Below are 16,457 nucleotides of genomic sequence, written 5' to 3' on the forward strand. Positions count from 1 at the left end.
CGGGTAGTGAACTGCCCGGTTTAAGCGTGTGAACATGTCATCGCCAAGGAGGGCCCGGTGCATACCGGGTCCTCCTTTCATATTCCGGCCATGATTATGAACGGCAGGCAAAAGAAATGGGAAATGTAAAACAATTGTGCACATATGCCCACACATTGCAAATATTTGGAATAAAGTAGCTTGCAAAGTGGTTGAATAATGGAGGATAAGTTGCAATATAACGTAGTATTGTAAGGAAGAAATATTGTGGGAAAGCTTTATTTCCCTATATATAACTCAAGGTGGTGAAGATGAGAAGGACTATGGGGGAAGGCCCTACTCGCGCGATTGCAGCGGTTTTATCCAGCGTTTTTGCTGCAGCTTCATTTATTGGCGTGGTTAATCATGCATTCGCCCAGGAGCAAGACAATGTTGTCGCCTCGGAATGCGCGGTTGGTAGCAATACTTATACGCAGTGTATGCCAGACAAGAATTTGGCATCCGTAGTGGCCAAGGCTGCAGGTGCATCTGTGGGCGATGTCATTAGTGAGCAGGCGCGTGCGTCTGTGACTGAAATCAATGCGCGTAATGCCAACATCCAGGATTTGACTGGACTGGGCACGTTTACGTCGCTTGAACATGTGCAACTGTCCGACAACAATATCGAGTCGTTGAAGCCGTTGTCGGCCTTGACCACATTGAAGTCGTTCGAGGCATACAATAACGCCATAGTCAGTATCGATCCATTGAAGAACAACACCTCGTTGGAAACGCTTGGTGTTGGTGACAACAAGCTGGATAATATCTCGGTGCTGTCGAATATGCCGAATCTGACGTCGGTCAATATTTCGCATAACAACGTTTCTTCAATCCAGCCTTTGGCTTCGGCTTCCAAGTTGGAGTGGCTCTGGGCTTCTTCGAATGTCATTACTGATGCCACGCCAGTCAATGGTCTCACCGCATTGAAGGGCGCTGATATCAGCAGCAACACTATTGCCACGGCAAGCGGCGTGACGGCTGACCCACCGAAGTACTTGGTGATGACGGGCAATGTCAACCACTACAACCGTACCGTGGAATATGGCGGATCCATCACGGTTCCTATGCCTACCGGTTATGATGGCAAGCCGATTGTGCCTAGCGGCATCAACAACAACGGTACCTATGATGAGGCAACCGGTTCGGTGACGTGGCCAAACAATATCTATTCGGGTATTGGGCTTATTGCCACCTATACCAGCCAGGGCGGTGGTGTTTCTGGAGATAGACCATTCTCGGGCATTGTACGTGTGGATGTGACCATTCAGGGCTCTGAATACCCTGAAGATCCTTCACCAATCCAGGATCCGGTTTGGATCAAGCGTGCCAAGGAAAAGCCGACCCCTACGCCGCTTGCCGCTACCACATGCACACCAGACCAATCCACATTTGCTGACTGCTTTGCTGACGCGAAGTTGGCTGCGAAAGTGGCTGAAGCTGCCAAGGCGGCGGTGACTGATGTGGTGACGCAGCAAGTGCTCGACAGCGTTACCGAGTTGTATGTCAATGGTGCCGGTATCACATCATTGGCTGGTCTTGAACATTTGACCAACCTGCGCACGATTCACGCTTCCAATAATGCCATCGACAATATTGAGCCGTTGCGTGATTTGACGCACTTGTATGATGTGCAGATTTACAACGCGCGTGTGACCGATGTTTCCCCGCTGGCCAACAAGCCGGAATTGTGGGGCTTGGGCATGGGCAACAATTACATTGAGAATTTTGCCGCCATGACCGACGTGCCCAAGCTGGCTTGGGCGGATATTTACGACAACCTGATCAGTGATTTGAGCTTTGTGCGCCAGTGGCCCACACTCAATGCATTGTGGGTGTCGGGCAATCCGTTCAAGGACGTGTCCCCGCTGGCCGATGTCAAGGATTTGCGCCGCATCCAGTTGGAAAGCAACTCCATTGAAGACATGTCGCCGTTGGTCAATACAACGCCAACCGAATACTCGATGAACGACAACCAAACCATCCGCCGTGATGATATTACCGCGGATGAGGCTGGCAGCGTTTCGATGCTGTCGGTCAAGGGGCGCCAAGGCAATTACCTCAAGCCAAAGACCATGTCTCCCGAAGGTGGCGTATTTGATGCCACTACTGGAAAGGTGACGTGGAACAACGTCAAGAATAGTGGCATCTATCAGTTCACGTTCAGCGAGTCGGATACCCAAGATTATTTGTACAGCGGCAAGGTTCAAGCCAATGTCACGGTGGAACATAACGACAAGACGCCGCCGCAGTTCAATGGTGTATACGATACCAATGTCACGCTTGGTGAGAAGTACGACTGGATGTATGGTGTGACAGCCACTGATGACCAGGACGGTGATATCACCGACCGCATTGTGATTCGTAAGAATGATCTCAACGTCAACGTTGCCGGCACGTATGGCATCCGCTATTACGTGGAAGACAGTGCAGGCAACGGCACTTGGGCTGGTCGCAAGGTCACGGTTTCCGATGCCACAATTACCAAGATCAAGGTGTGGGATAAGGAAACGCAGGCTGGCACCAAACCGGATTTGGGTATTGCGTCCGTGGAATGGAGCAACGGCCAGACAACGTATGAACCCGTTGTTTGGGATGCCATTACCGAAAGCCAGTATGCCAAGCCGGGCAAATTTGAGGTGCATGGTTTGGTTCGTGGCAATCATGACGTGAAGTGCACGGTTACAGTCAAAGCGGTGCCGGTGCCCGCCGAGTCCGTAGTAGTCAAGGGCGAAGGTGTAAGCGATGGAAAGCTGAAGATGATGGCGCAGTCGGTGCATAACGTCACCGCCAGGCCAATGCCCGCGAACTCGACGGATACCAAGGTGACTTGGTTGAGCTCCGATGAGTCCATTGCCACAGTTAGTGTGAACGGTTATATCCGCACCACCACCAAGACGGGAACTGTGAAGATCACGGCGAAGATTGGTCAGAAGGAATCGTCCATCACGGTCACAGTGCGCGACCGGTTCAAGGATGTTCCCGCGAATGCGCAATTCGCCGATGCGCTCGACTGGTTGTATACGGTTGGTATCACTCAGGGCAATTCCGATGGCACGTTTGGGTATGGCCAAACGTTGACTCGTCAAGACATGGCTGTGTTCATCTACCGTTTGGCCAAGCTGGAGGGTGACGAAAGCGCGATCAACTTCAAGCCCACGGATAAGGATTACACCCGTTTCAAGGATGTGAAGAAGGACAGCTTTGGCGCCAAGGAAATCCTTTGGATGGCCGCGAAGGGTATCACTTTGGGTAATCCGGATGGAACATTCAAAGGCAGTGCCAAGCTCACGCGTCAGGACGCTGCAATCTTCCTGTACCGTTTGGCCAAGTTGGAAGGCTGCAAGTCTGCAAAGACGTTTGCTCCTACGGATGAGGATTATGCCAAGTTCAAGGATGTGAACAAAGACACGTTCGCGTCCAAGGAGATTCTGTGGATGGCGTCCGAGCACATTACGAATGGCAACTCGGATGGCACATTTGGCGGTACCAGCCGCCTTATGCGACAGGATATGGGTGTGTTCCTCAAGAGGACCCATGACGCAATTCAGAAATAAAAATTGCTGATCTGCTGATTTGCTGAGCTGTTGAGCGGAAGCAAAAAAGCACGATACAAAAACACAAGGGCTGCTCTGTGCTGCGTAACGCAACACAGAGCAGCCCTTGCTTGTGTGGGGAAAGCGGGCCCTAGATGCGCCGGTGGTCACGCAACTTGGAGACGGCTGTAAGAGCCGGCTGACAATGCAAATAAATGGGCGTGACCTTCAACATGTTGGTCAGCGTCATGCGGCGAACGCCCAGTTTTTTGATGCGGCTCGTCATGTACTTGCGTGTGGAGCGCACGAAAGCGCGGTAGGAAGAGGGTCGATCAAACTGCTGTTTGGACTCGCTGGCCCAAATGATAGCGGCCGAAAGATAACGCACCGACCAGTTGAGTTCCTTTTCGAGCAGCTCGGGATAGCGCTGTTGTGCGAAAATGTCAATCGCCTTGATGTCTTTGACCGTGTCGGCGCTCATGGCCGGCGGCTTGCGGTCGAGAATCGAGTTGGAACGCACGCGGTAGTTATATAAACAAACTGGCAGAAAATACACGGCGTTGGCGGCGTCATAGAGTTTGTATGTGGTTCCCATGTCTTCCATGAGTTGGTTGAGCGGGAAACGGATGCCGTCATACACGGAACGCTTGGCAAAAATGGACCACGAGAAATTTTGAATCTTGTCATTCCACAGTTCGGTCAACGCCTCAGCGCTGGAACGGCGTCCCTCGGCCGGGAATTTCTCCGAATCTTTGGAGGGAAAGACGTGACTGCCGTCCTCGTTGGCTGAGTTGTAGGCGATGACAACCATATCTGAGTCGGTGTCCTGGGAGGTGCGCAACGCGGTCTGCACGAGCTGCGGCTCAATCCAGTCGTCGGAATCCACAAAGTACACATACTCGCCGGAAGCGCGCTCGAGCCCGTAATTGCGTGCGTCTGACAGGCCGCCGTTCGGCTTGTGCAGCGCGATGATGCGCGAATCCCGGCGCGCCCACTCATCCACCATCGCGTGGCAGTTGTCTTTGGAACCGTCGTCAACGAGCAGAATCTCCAGATTGGCATACGTCTGATTGACGATGGATTCTACGCACTGATCAAGGAACGCTTCCACCCCATATATGGGAACAATGACGGAAACTAACGGATTGCTGTGCTGATGTTCTTGCTGAGTTGTCACGGCATACCTCATCTATTTCTAGAACCGGATTTCAGTATAGCGTTGCACGGGCGAACATCAATGAACGGGGGTGCGGTGGGTAAAAGATTCTCTAATAAATATAGTCAATTGAATGCTGTGATTTCTGGGGTTTCTATACCCTTATTCTGTGGGGGGGGGGTATGACAGCTGAAAAGAAATGTGCGATTTCAGTAATAATTGCAAACCTGTAAGATGCTGTATCCCTTCGTACTACCCCTCGTTATGATAGAGTTTATCGGTTGCAGATTGCGTCGGTGAATGAAGAGGGCGGTTTGGTGTGGATAAACGTGCGGCATTCAAGCTGAAGCTCGGAGCTTCGCGTGTGGGCCGACTATCAAATATGTCTGACGTGATGAAGGGGTATGGCAGCCACCGCAACGAGTTCATGGCGTTGTCTAGTGATCGGCGCACGGCGTTCGTCATTGGTACGGCCAACTACGCGAATCTGGGCGACCTGGCCATCTCGGAAGCGCAGATGCAGTATGTGCGGCGTTATTTTGATGGCGATGTGATGGAAATTCAGACCACAAAATTCTGGGAATATGAACTGTGGTTGCGGCGTGCAATGCGCCCCAATGACCTTATTTTGTTGCAAGGCGGCGGCAACATGGGGGATTTGTATTATTGGTTCGAATTTGAGCGTTGCGCAATCGCTGAATGTTTCCCGGACCAGCGCATCATCATGTTTCCTCAAACTATCTCGTATAGTTCAGACGATTCGGAGTTGTTGGCATATGCCAAGCAAGCGTATGGCCGCTGTTCTGATTTGCATTTGTTTGCGCGCGAGCATATTTCCGCACAGAAAATGGCTGAGGAGTTTCCCACCACTGATGTGGAACTGGTGCCCGATATTGTGCTGACGCTCGACCCGACACCTTTTGTTCCACGCCACGTTTCACGGTGCGGTCTGGCGATGGTGCTGCGTAATGATGAGGAACGCAGTTTGTCTGATGAGGATTGGCAGATGCTGTTCAGCGCGGCTGAAGAATCCGGGTTGCCTGTCACGACGGCCGATACGGTGCTGCCGGATCAGGACGTCAGCATTGAGGGGCGCACGCTGCTGCTGTCTGACATATTGACGACGTTTGCATCCGCACAATGTGTGGTGACAGATCGCTTGCACGGCATGATTTTCGCCGCGATCACTGAAACCCCTTGCGTGGTGCTGTCAAATTCCAACCACAAAATACGCGGAGTGTATCAGTGGATCAAGGATCTGCCTTATATCGCATTCATTGAATCCGCACAAGAAGCACGGGCCGCTTTGCGCAAAGTCATGAACGCTCCCACGACGTATCCGCGTGATCGCATATTGCAACAGTTTGAGGCATTGCGAGCGTTGCTATAATAACAAGTCAGCCTGAACTCAATGTACGTTGACGTATTTGAGGCACTCGAAGTAACTGAACCATTTGAAGCACAAGAGCGAGGGAATCACGACAATCATCATGGGCCATACACAATGCGACATGCAGCTTGCGTTTTCATGTGTGCTTGCGTATTTGCTTTCGCCTTTGCTGGTGAATATCGGTCTGCGTGGCACGGCAATGCGGTTAGGAATCTGAGCAGATGGTTCTTTATATCAGCGTATTCCTGACCTCTTTGGTGTTTGCTTTCTTGGCCGACACCTGCCAACGCCAATTGATGGCGGATGATGAGCAGGCGGGGCCGGCAAGGAAAAGCCGTTTGGGGTCGCTTGGTTTTATCCGCGGGACCAGAAACGCGTTTGCCGCCATTTCCGCCCTGGTGCTGATCCTGCTGATGGGCTTGCGTTACAACACGGGCTATGACTATGTGTACTCCTATGTTCCATCGCTGAATGACAACCGCCGAGGCGACAAATCTCATTATGATCCGTTGTTCAACTGGATCATCGCGCTGTTTGCCAAGTTTGACGACAACCAGTGGTTCTTCTTTGGCATGTCGGTCATCACGATTGTGCTCATGTATGTGGCGTTCTATTTGAACTCCAAGTTCATTGTGCTGCCACTAGCTTACTTCCTGTTTTCCTTCCATTACTTGCGTGCGTTCTGTTTTGTGGCGCAGTACGTGACTATGGCCGTGGCGTGTGTGGCGTTTGTGCTGCTGCTGCGCAAACGCTGGTGGTGGGCGTTTGGCTTGGTGATTTTGGCGGGATTCCTGCACATTAGCGCGTTCCTGCTTCTTCCGTTTTTTCTGTGTTATTTCTTGCGAAACAGGGTGCTGGCCATTGTCTCGCTTGTGCTGCCTGCGTTGGCGTTGCTGTTTCAAGGGGTGGCGCGTGCAATTGTGGCGTACCTGGTGCAGGGGAGCCGATTTGCGTACTACATTTCCGGTGAGTTCGATACACGGTATACCGATAAATCATTAGTGGCTGTGAATCTGGTATTTTATATCGCTTTCATAGTGGTGTATTTCCTGCGTCAGCAAGATTTGTTGAGTTCTAAACGCGCAACAATGTTTTTGTTTGCACAAAGTGTATGTTTCTCGTTTACGTTACTGCAATCCATGATTCCCGTGGGTTATCGCCTCGTGTGGTACTTCATGGTGTTCCAGTGTTTCTCAATCCCGTATTTCATTGGTAAAGCGACGCGCGGAAGCCTCTATTACATGGTCAATGGCGTTGTGCTTGTGGCCTTCTGCATTTGGATGATCTACGGACCGATCGCCAATGGGTCCTCGGCAGTACTGCCGTATCATCCCGTGTTTGCACCGGAGGTAAGTATTACTTGATTCAAATAATAAATAATAAGCATGGTACGTAATAATAATTCAATATATTGTCGTTAAAGAATTTACATTTGGGGAGAGAAATATGGTACGGTCCGATGACGAGCGTCGTGAAGACGCGCGCACAACTCGTGCTCAAGGAACCAAAGAAGGAGACAACGCTGCACTCACGTTGACCGAATTGCTGCGCACGCTGGCCAAACACTGGATTACGGCCGTGGTGACCGCCGCTATCGTGTTGGCCGGTGTGATCACGTATCTTGCTGTGGCGCCGGCCAAGTATTCGGCAACGTCGCGTTTGTTTGCCACCTATAGCAGCACCAACAATACGGAAAATTATTCCAGCTTGAATAGTGCGGGTTCCTATATCAGTACGCAGGTGAAAAGCTATCCTGACTTGGTGGTGACCAAGGCTGTGCTTGCGCCCGTGGTTGAGCAGCTGCATTATCAGGGCACCATGCAGTCGCTGCAAAGCATGGTTTCTGCATCGAACCCTACCGATACGGCGTTCATCAATATCAGCGCCACCACCGATGACCCGCAGCTTTCGGCAGACATCGCCAATGCGTGCGCTGAATCGTTGAAAAAGCTTGTGGAAACCTCGCTGTATCCGGCTGATCAGCAATCTCCGGTCACTATTTCCATCGTGCAGCCGGCTGTGATTCCCAGTGCTCCGAGTGCTCCGAAGAAGAATCTGATCATCGTGCTGGGTATTGCCGTGGCCATTGTGCTGGGTGTGATCGCGGCGCTGCTGAAGAATCTGTTCACGCGCAAAATCCAGGATGAGGAAGAGCTCTCGAATTATATTGACGCGCCTGTGTTGGGCCGCATCCCTGAAGATACGACGCTTGACGACACGGTTCCCGTGATCAAACAGCCCGGCAGTTCCCTTTCTGAGAAGTACAGGCGCGTGTGCACGAATCTTTCGTTCATCGCTCCCGCCGCAGGTACTCACGCCAGGCTCATTGTTATTTCCGCAGTTGGCGTCAATGAGGGGAAGACTACGACATCGGTCAACGTTGCTGCCGCGCTTGCCGAAAGTGGCGCTTCCGTGCTGCTGATCGACGCCGATCTTCGCCATCCATCCGTCGCCAAGAAACTTGGCATTGACGGGGCGGCTGGTTTGGCACATATCCTGTCTGGTCAGGCAAGTGTGAAAGATGTGGTGCAGCATTATTGGAAGCCCAATCTGCATGTGCTTGTTGCTGGTCCGAAGCCACCGAACGCGGCAACACTGCTCGGTTCGCCGTTGATGACGGAATTGCTGACGCAAGCATTGCACCAGTACGACTATGTGATTGTTGATACGGCCCCGATGATTGTGGCCAATGATGCCGCTTCCTTCGCCAAGCAGGGCGGTGGCCTAGTGCTCGTATCGAAGCGAGGCGCCACGATGAAGCACGAGTTGGCTGATGTGGCGGCGGAACTTGCCAATCTGAATGTGCCCGTCACCGGATTCGTGGCGAACTTTGCGCGTGAGAACAAAAAATTACTTGAAGGTAGCAGTTATTACTATTACTACTATTACCGCGATGGCGAGTCTTCCGATGGTTCTGCAAAGCGCAAGCACCGCCGCAAGCACAAGCAGGTCCAATCCAATCGAACGTGATTTGTTGCTGGATTAGACCATGAATTTATTTACTGAAGCAAATTGTTACCCAACCGTATCTGCAATAAATAACGATTTGGCAGATACGTTGGCCAAACTATGGCAGCCATGCGGAGTGGGGAATAGACGCGAATGTCAACACCAAACTTCAGCCGGGCTCGAAGAAAAGGTCTTTGGTGATGTCTCGAGAGCGTGATGGCAAAATCGTCATCGCACAAGTTGTCGGAAAAATGACAGCTGGCGGCGTAGAATCTGTGGTGCTCAATAACTATCGCAACATCGATCGGGAGCGCTTCCGGTTCGATTTTATTGCCCAAGAAAACTCGACTGTAGTACCTCAAGAGGAAATCGAGGATTTGGGAGGGCGTGTACTTTACGTACCCTCGTATAGCTCGCCACATGCATATATGCGGGGGCTCAGGGATTTGTTCACCACAGAGCAGCCTGACATTGTGCATTCCAACGTCAATGCGTTGAGTGTATTTCCCCTATATGCGGCCAAACAAGCCCATGTTGCGGTGCGTATTGCACATAGCCACAGCACCGACAATCGGCAAGAGCATTTCAAGAGCGCCATGAAATCCGTGCTTCGTCCACTGTCACACATCTATCCGACCGACTTCGCCACGTGTTCGTGGAAGTCCGGTGAATGGCTGTTTGGCAAGAAGCTCATGAACTCCGGCAAAGTCAAGATGCTGCCCAACGCTATCGATGTGCAACGCTTTCAATTCAACGAATCTGTGCGCCAGCGCAAGCGTAAAGAACTTGGTGTTGATGACGCTCTGGTTGTAGGTCAAGTAGGTCGTCTGTGCTTCCAAAAGAACCAGATGTTTTCGTTGCGGATCTTTGCCGAGCTCTTAAAAATCGAACCATCTGCAGTGCTGCTGTTCGCCGGAGTGGGCGATGACGAAGCCCAATTGCGGCAGGAAGCTCGCCGATTGGGCATCGACCATGCAGTGCGATTCTTAGGAATGCGCACTGATGTGGATGAGCTGGAACAAGCATTTGACGTTGTGCTGATGCCCTCTCAATATGAGGGACTGCCGTTATCTGCAGTGGAAGCCCAAGCAGCGGGTTGCCCCGTGGTGTTGTCGACAGAAGTGACCTCGGAAACCTCCATCATACCGGCTCTGATGACCTTTCTGCCGTTGTCTGCACCCGCAGGCAAGTGGGCCCAGGCATTACATCAAGCAGTCATGCGCAACCAAAACCACCGTGAATCGCGCATCCAACAATTCTACGAATCAGGCTATGACGTGCGTGATAGCGGCAAACGGCTAGGCGATTGGTATCTCCAGCTGCTGCATGAACGGAACAGGAGATAAACGCCATGCCAAAGAAACCTTCTGTATTGTTCTTGGAAGTCAGCAATAACTGGGGAGGCGTTGAAGCATTCATCTCCAATGCCGCGCTGCATCTTCAAGACTCATATGATGTGGAAGTGATCGCCCGGACGGAAGACCGGAAAATCAATGATCGCATTCAAACCAGCAAAGACCATGTAATCATTGCTCCAGGCAATGCATTGTCATTGCGATATCTGCGGACATTATGGACACAGTTTCGCAAAAACTATGATGTGATTCACTTCAACAAGAATTCAGCCGTATTGTTCATACCGATTCTGCTCGCCAAGCTTGCCTCGCGATCAACCATCGTTGTGGAATCACACAACACAGCCCCCTCCCAACAAGGCCCACTAGGCAAACTGCATTACCTCTTCCGTCCTCTGGTCTGCCGACTCGCCAATGCCAAACTGGCATGCTCGCAAGTGGCTGGGACCTACATGTTCGGACAAAAAGCGGTAGATGCAGGAACAGTCGCAATCATTCCCAATTGCATTGACGATCAGACATTCCTGTTCAACAAGCAAACGCGTGCAGACAAACGCGCGGAGCTTGGAATTGGCGCTGACACACACGTAATCATCAACGTTGCCACACTGGCTCAACGCAAAAACCAGCGATTCCTGCTCGAGGTGTTCCGTGAATACTTACAGGATGACCCCAGCGCGATCTTGTTGCTGGTTGGCGATGGGGAAGACCGCGAGATGTTGCGGCAGCGCGCTCGCGAACTCGGCATCGACAGCCACACACGATTCCTTGGCTTGCGCAAGGATGTACCGCAGCTGTTGATGGCTGCAGATATTGCAGTGTTTCCTTCGCTTTCGGAAGGGTTCCCCTATGCATTTATTGAAGCCCAGGGAACAGGGTTGCCTCTCGTGGTTTCTGACACTGTGACCCGTGATATTGACGTGACAGGGAATGTGTCATTTGCTTCGCTGCACGAACCTGCAGCCCAGTGGGCACACATGATCAACGAGTATTTGCGCCGAGATCCACAGGCAGACCGAAAACAGCTGGAGCAGCAGCGCGTAGAGGCCATGGAGAAGGTGCGTGCGCATGGATTTGGAGGCAATCAGACAGCGCATTCGTTGGATGCACTATACCATCGGTTTATATAGCTTTCTTCGATAACAACACCCGCACCGATGCCCACATCAACCACATCACGTAATACTGCCATCCCAGAATAGGTATCGGCAGTACAGAAATACAGGAACACAGGAATATCGCCATGACTGCATCAATCACCAATAAATCAGTTGAAACACTCTCAACAGCGTCACCAGCCACAGCGTCAACGCAACCTCAGCCGGCTGATCAACAAGCCCGTGTGAGCATAATCATCCCTATCTATAACGCGGCTGATCATTTGGCACGAACTATTGATAGCGTGCTCGCGCAAACCTACCCTTCAATCGAACTCGTATTGATTGATGATGGTTCCACCGATGATTCACCGGCTATCGTCGATGAATATGCAGCGCGGCTTGGCACTCAACATTGCGTTGCGGTCCACCAAGCGAACGCCGGCGCAGCCCAAGCCCGTAATGCCGGTCTGGATGCGGCGACAGGTGATTTGATCATGTGGCTGGATGCCGATGATTGGATGGAACCTGACTGGGTAGCGATGTTCGTTGACGCCCAGCAATCCTCTGGCGCCGATATTGTGGCCTGTGGCAAGACTTCCAGTGCCGATGACACCCGGCTTTTGCAGCATCCGGATCCCTTGGAAGCCTACTTGCTAAATCGTGTGGAGAAAACCATGTGGGTCACTTGTGCCAAGGCTCAAGTATATGAAGGCCATCGTTTTGAATCCTTCACAATAGGCGAGGATGCGTTGATGTTGTGCCATTTGATGTGGGGCGTGCAAACACTGTGCATCATTCCTCGCACCGACGGTTACCACTATGAAGACGTGAGCACTTCCATTTCGCGTGAACAGCGTCTCGGCAACCGTTTGGACTGGCCTAAGCGCGCCAACGCCGAACTGGCGTTTATCGAGAGTGCATGCCCCCAGTATCGTCGTCTGGCATTGTTCGACATTATGCGTGGCGCGGGCGTCATGTACCGTTCTACCAAGCGCCTGCAGGTTCCCAACCAGGAGCAGCAGACCAAGCAGCATCTTCTGGCCATACTGCGACGTTATATTTGCAGGGGCATCCTTCGTCCGCCTGTCAAATATATGAAGCCTGCTGATTATCGTCAGATACTGGTGGCTTTGCGTGATTTGCTGTGCTGACTGCGCGGCGAACTGGCTGTTTGTGATACGGCGGTCAACTCCTGATTTTGAATCTCACGACCCAGCGCTGAACATCGGAAAGATTGTCAATGTCTAAATACGGTAACCTGCTGAAAAACATCGGCTTATTTACGATTAGCAACATCGCGCTTAAGCTGATCACGTTCATTCTTATTCCGCTGTACACGTATTATCTGACCACGGCGGAATACGGTTTGACCGACATGCTCAATACCGTAATGTGGATTGCGACTCCCGTGTTTAGCCTTTCTGTCTCGGACGCTGTGCTGCGTTACTGCATCGAGGCCAAAGGCAACAAACTGCAGCAAAGCAGTTACGTCACCATCGGTTTCACTGTGGTGGCATTGAGCTGCGTGTTGGCCGCGGTCTGCATACCTGTGCTGGATCTTCCGTTTTTTGGCGGTCTGGGTGACTACAAATTATGGTATATCCTGTGTTTCGCCACGCTCTCATTCAATAACTTCTTTTCCAACGTGGCGCGTGGTTTGGATCAGGTCACGCTGATGGCTGTGTCCTCGGTGTTTTCATCATTGACTAACATCGGCGTGGGCGTGTTGACGATTGCGTTCATGGGCATGGGCATCAACGGCTTCTTCCTGTCGATGGTGCTGGGGTATTCAGTCGGATGCCTCACCTATGTGCTGGGTGGGCATCCGCTTGCGTTGCTGCGTTTCCAGGCATTGAAGCAGCGTGCCATGTACAAGACGCTGTTCCTCTATTCGCTGCCGCTCATTCCCAATACGCTGTTTTGGTGGGCTTCACAGTGCATCAACAGGTTCTTCATCACTGGAATGCTGGGCATTGGCGCGTCGGGCCTGTTTGCTGCCGCAAGCAAGATTCCTAGCTTTTTGAACATGGTTTCCGGCATTTTCCTGCAGGCGTGGAACCTCTCGGCGTTTCAGGAGAGCGAGAGCAAGGAACGTGAGCGTTTCTTCAACAACATTTATCAGCTGTTCAATTTCGCCGTTCTGCTCTGTGCTGTGATTTTGATTCCCGCTTCACCGTTCATAGCGAAATTCTTGTTCCAAAAAGACTTTTACCAAGCGTGGCTGCTGGCTCCAGTGCTGCTGGTCTCGTTCTACTACGGATCGTTGAGCGCCTTCTATGGATCGCTCTACACCGCCAGTTTGAAGACCAAAGCGTTGTTCACCACCACGCTCTATGGCGCTGTGACCTGCGTGATCGGCACTTGGATTCTGGTGCAGACCGTGGGATTGCAGGGAGCCGGCATTGCTTCAGCGATTAGTAATGTGGTGGTATGGCTCACCCGTATGGTGGATTCGAAACATATCATCACAATTACGGTGCACCCGCTGCCTGCCATTGGAGTGGCGGCTTTCCTGGTGACATCCACGGTCTTCATCGTTATGCCATGGGGTGTATGGGCGGTAGTGTTATCAGCTGCCTCGGCGTTGATTGCAGCAGCCGTTCAGTTTGCCGTATCGAAGAATGCCGTGCTGAATATCCGCGAATTCCTCAAAACGGCTATCAATGCTCGCAAGTGACAATATGGCTTAAGAGACAAAGGGGCCACAGGCCTTGGTGCTATGAATAGCCGCGTGGAACTGACTATACGGATGCGTGTGCGCCTTTCACATCAAGCGCGTCTGCAATGGTACCCAAGGCTTGAAGAATCTCGGCATGGGCTTGTTCAAAAGCGGCAAAATCCTTACGAAAAGGATCGGCTATATCTGATGCGGGAGGCAACGTGTTACGAAGCATCGGTGCTTGCTCAAGCACCGATGCCAGGCGTTGTTCCAACGTGTCACCTGAAACCAAATGATGTTGAGCACAGTAGGAGCAGATGTTGGCAAAATCATTCAATGTGAACGTACGTCGTCCCACGGTTGGGTTTTGACGCACAATTTCATTGCGCTGATGAGTGCTGAAGCACAGAATCAAATCAGCCGAACGCGCAATTTGCGGCACAAGACGTTTGGAACGGAATGCGGATGCGTCAATGCCATCCGCCTGCAATAGTCGTTCACTCGATGGGTCAATCGGACTGGCAGGCAGCCCCTGTACGCCAGCACTGTCCATAACTAGGCCACTGTCGTTGAAAAATAGCGGGAATAGATACTCGCCCATAGGGGACCGGCAAATATTGCCCGTACAAACGAACAGCACCTTCATCATGTATAACCCCCATGTGATAACTCATAGAGTGTATGGATCTTCTACCGTTAAGAAGAATCATAGCGTTTCCATTGCATTGGCTAATGCATCAGTAAGACTACCGGCAAACGGGTGGCGCACATCGTAACGGACACAGCTGCCCATGGCTGTTAATCCAAATCCAGTATTCAGCTCATATTCTTTGGACAAGACTGCGTAAGCTGGGGTGGCCTATGGAGACCATGTTGCAAAACCTGTATTTACAGACACTCAGGCTTGTTCGACATCACTGTTCATGCAAATGGCGTGTACTAAATATATACTTTCAATATATCGAATAATCTAATAGCCTAACGAAGAACTGAGAATATACTCATGAAGATTGCGGTTGCTGGTACTGGATATGTTGGACTTTCAGTGGCTCTGTTGCTTGCGCAACATAATGAAGTGCATGCACTGGATATTGTCCCTGAAAAAGTGGAAAAGTTGAACCAGTGCAAGAGCCCGATTGTCGATACGGAGATTACGCGGTTCCTTAATGGTAAGTATGCAGGCACAATGGAGCTTGATTTTCAAGCTACGACAGATCCGGCTACCGCATACAGCGGTGCTGGCTACGCGGTAGTTGCGACACCAACTAACTATGACCCTAAGAAAAACTATTTCGACACTTCCAGTGTGGAGGCGGCCATTGAGGCCATCCGTGAATACAACTCCGACTGCTGGATTGTGATCAAATCCACGATTCCGGTAGGGTATACCGCGCAGCTGCGCGAAAAGACCGGTGATAGCAAAATCATCTTTTCTCCCGAGTTCTTGCGCGAAGGCCATGCCTTGTATGACAATCTGCATCCCTCCCGCATTGTCGTTGGCGCGCCGATGGATGACAAGGATGCAACTGAAGCTGCTCATACATTCGCTGAGTTGCTCTCCCAGGGAGCGGCTCCTGAAGAACATGAACGTGTGAACGCGGACGGCACTATTGGCATTCCTGAGCTGATTTGTGGCACGACGGAGGCGGAGGCGATCAAGTTGTTCGCCAATACGTTCCTCGCGTTGCGTGTCGCGTATTTCAATGAGCTTGACACGTATGCTGAGTCGCGTGATTTGAACACGGCTGAGATTATTCGCGGTGTATGTCTGGATCCGCGTATCGGTGGTCATTACAACAATCCGTCATTTGGCTATGGCGGGTATTGCTTGCCGAAGGATTCGAAGCAGTTGCTTGCGAATTACGCCGATGTGCCGCAGAACCTCATTGAAGCGATTGTGGCATCTAATAGCACGCGCAAGGATTTCATTGCTGACCAGATTCTTTCCAAAATTGAAGATGCGGATAAGCCGGTTGTCGGTATTTATCGGTTGACCATGAAATCTGGTTCCGACAACTTCCGCCAGTCCTCGATTCAGGGCGTCATGAAACGCATCAAGGCGAAGGGAATCCCGGTTGTGGTTTATGAACCAACTCTCGCTGACACTGAGTTTTTTGGTAGTGAAGTGACACATGATTTGGATGATTTCAAGTCTCGTGCTGACGTGATTGTCGCAAATCGTTGGAACGACGAACTTGAAGACGTAACAGACAAAGTCTACTCGCGTGATTTATTCAAGCGAGACTGAGCCAACGGTTCGACTCATTAATTTGGAACATAGTTAGCTTGTATGGTGA

Annotated in this window: 11 protein-coding genes; 9 read left to right on the forward strand and 2 right to left on the reverse strand. The window is 51.4% G+C overall.

What is annotated here, in order from left to right; all coding sequences use genetic code 11:
• Positions 1–458: 458 nt before the first annotated feature.
• A complete protein-coding gene (locus BGLCM_RS03450) occupies positions 459–3,572 on the forward strand; it encodes a leucine-rich repeat domain-containing protein (RefSeq protein ID WP_044084763.1) in 3,114 nt (1,037 codons plus the stop codon).
• A gap of 130 nt (positions 3,573–3,702) precedes the next feature.
• On the opposite strand, the gene BGLCM_RS03455 is transcribed toward BGLCM_RS03450, so the two are convergent.
• A complete protein-coding gene (locus tag BGLCM_RS03455) occupies positions 3,703–4,728 on the reverse strand; it encodes a glycosyltransferase family 2 protein (RefSeq protein WP_052380772.1) in 1,026 nt (341 codons plus the stop codon).
• A gap of 361 nt (positions 4,729–5,089) precedes the next feature.
• Between BGLCM_RS03455 and BGLCM_RS03460 the strand changes: the two genes are divergently transcribed.
• The 7 genes from BGLCM_RS03460 to BGLCM_RS03490 all read left to right on the forward strand — a co-directional run bounded on the left by BGLCM_RS03460 (position 5,090) and on the right by BGLCM_RS03490 (position 14,178).
• Positions 5,090–6,097, forward strand: a complete 1,008-nt coding sequence (locus BGLCM_RS03460) for a polysaccharide pyruvyl transferase family protein (RefSeq protein ID WP_006294460.1) — start codon at positions 5,090–5,092, stop codon at positions 6,095–6,097.
• Between the two features lie 221 nt (positions 6,098–6,318).
• Positions 6,319–7,461, forward strand: a complete 1,143-nt coding sequence (locus BGLCM_RS03465; RefSeq protein ID WP_006294458.1) for an EpsG family protein — start codon at positions 6,319–6,321, stop codon at positions 7,459–7,461.
• 82 nt (positions 7,462–7,543) lie between these two features.
• The gene (locus tag BGLCM_RS03470; RefSeq protein ID WP_006294457.1) at positions 7,544–9,067 is read left to right on the forward strand and encodes a tyrosine-protein kinase domain-containing protein; all 1,524 of its coding nucleotides are present in this window, start codon (positions 7,544–7,546) and stop codon (positions 9,065–9,067) included.
• Positions 9,068–9,297: 230 nt separating this feature from the next.
• On the forward strand, positions 9,298–10,392 hold the full coding sequence (locus BGLCM_RS03475; protein ID WP_081450370.1) for a glycosyltransferase family 1 protein: 1,095 nt from the start codon (positions 9,298–9,300) through the stop codon (positions 10,390–10,392).
• 5 nt (positions 10,393–10,397) lie between these two features.
• Positions 10,398–11,531: a glycosyltransferase gene (locus BGLCM_RS08020; protein WP_006294455.1), complete on the forward strand. Its 1,134-nt coding sequence runs from the start codon at positions 10,398–10,400 to the stop codon at positions 11,529–11,531.
• A 113-nt stretch (positions 11,532–11,644) separates the two neighbouring features.
• Positions 11,645–12,652 carry a glycosyltransferase family 2 protein gene (locus BGLCM_RS08025; RefSeq protein ID WP_052295077.1) on the forward strand — a complete coding sequence of 336 codons (1,008 nt, stop codon included), beginning with the start codon at positions 11,645–11,647 and terminating at the stop codon, positions 12,650–12,652.
• Positions 12,653–12,741: 89 nt separating this feature from the next.
• Complete coding sequence (locus BGLCM_RS03490; protein ID WP_006294452.1) at positions 12,742–14,178, forward strand: lipopolysaccharide biosynthesis protein; 1,437 nt, start codon at positions 12,742–12,744, stop codon at positions 14,176–14,178.
• Between the two features lie 64 nt (positions 14,179–14,242).
• Here the strand turns inward: BGLCM_RS03490 and BGLCM_RS03495 are convergent, their stop codons facing one another.
• The gene (locus BGLCM_RS03495) at positions 14,243–14,809 is read right to left on the reverse strand and encodes an arsenate reductase/protein-tyrosine-phosphatase family protein (protein WP_006294451.1); all 567 of its coding nucleotides are present in this window, start codon (positions 14,807–14,809) and stop codon (positions 14,243–14,245) included.
• Between the two features lie 354 nt (positions 14,810–15,163).
• Here BGLCM_RS03495 and BGLCM_RS03500 point away from each other — a divergent pair, with 354 nt between their 5' ends.
• The gene (locus BGLCM_RS03500) at positions 15,164–16,408 is read left to right on the forward strand and encodes a nucleotide sugar dehydrogenase (protein ID WP_006294450.1); all 1,245 of its coding nucleotides are present in this window, start codon (positions 15,164–15,166) and stop codon (positions 16,406–16,408) included.
• The last annotated feature ends 49 nt before the right edge of the window (positions 16,409–16,457 follow it).

Source organism: Bifidobacterium gallicum DSM 20093 = LMG 11596, assembly GCF_000741205.1.
Lineage (GTDB): Bacteria > Actinomycetota > Actinomycetes > Actinomycetales > Bifidobacteriaceae > Bifidobacterium > Bifidobacterium gallicum.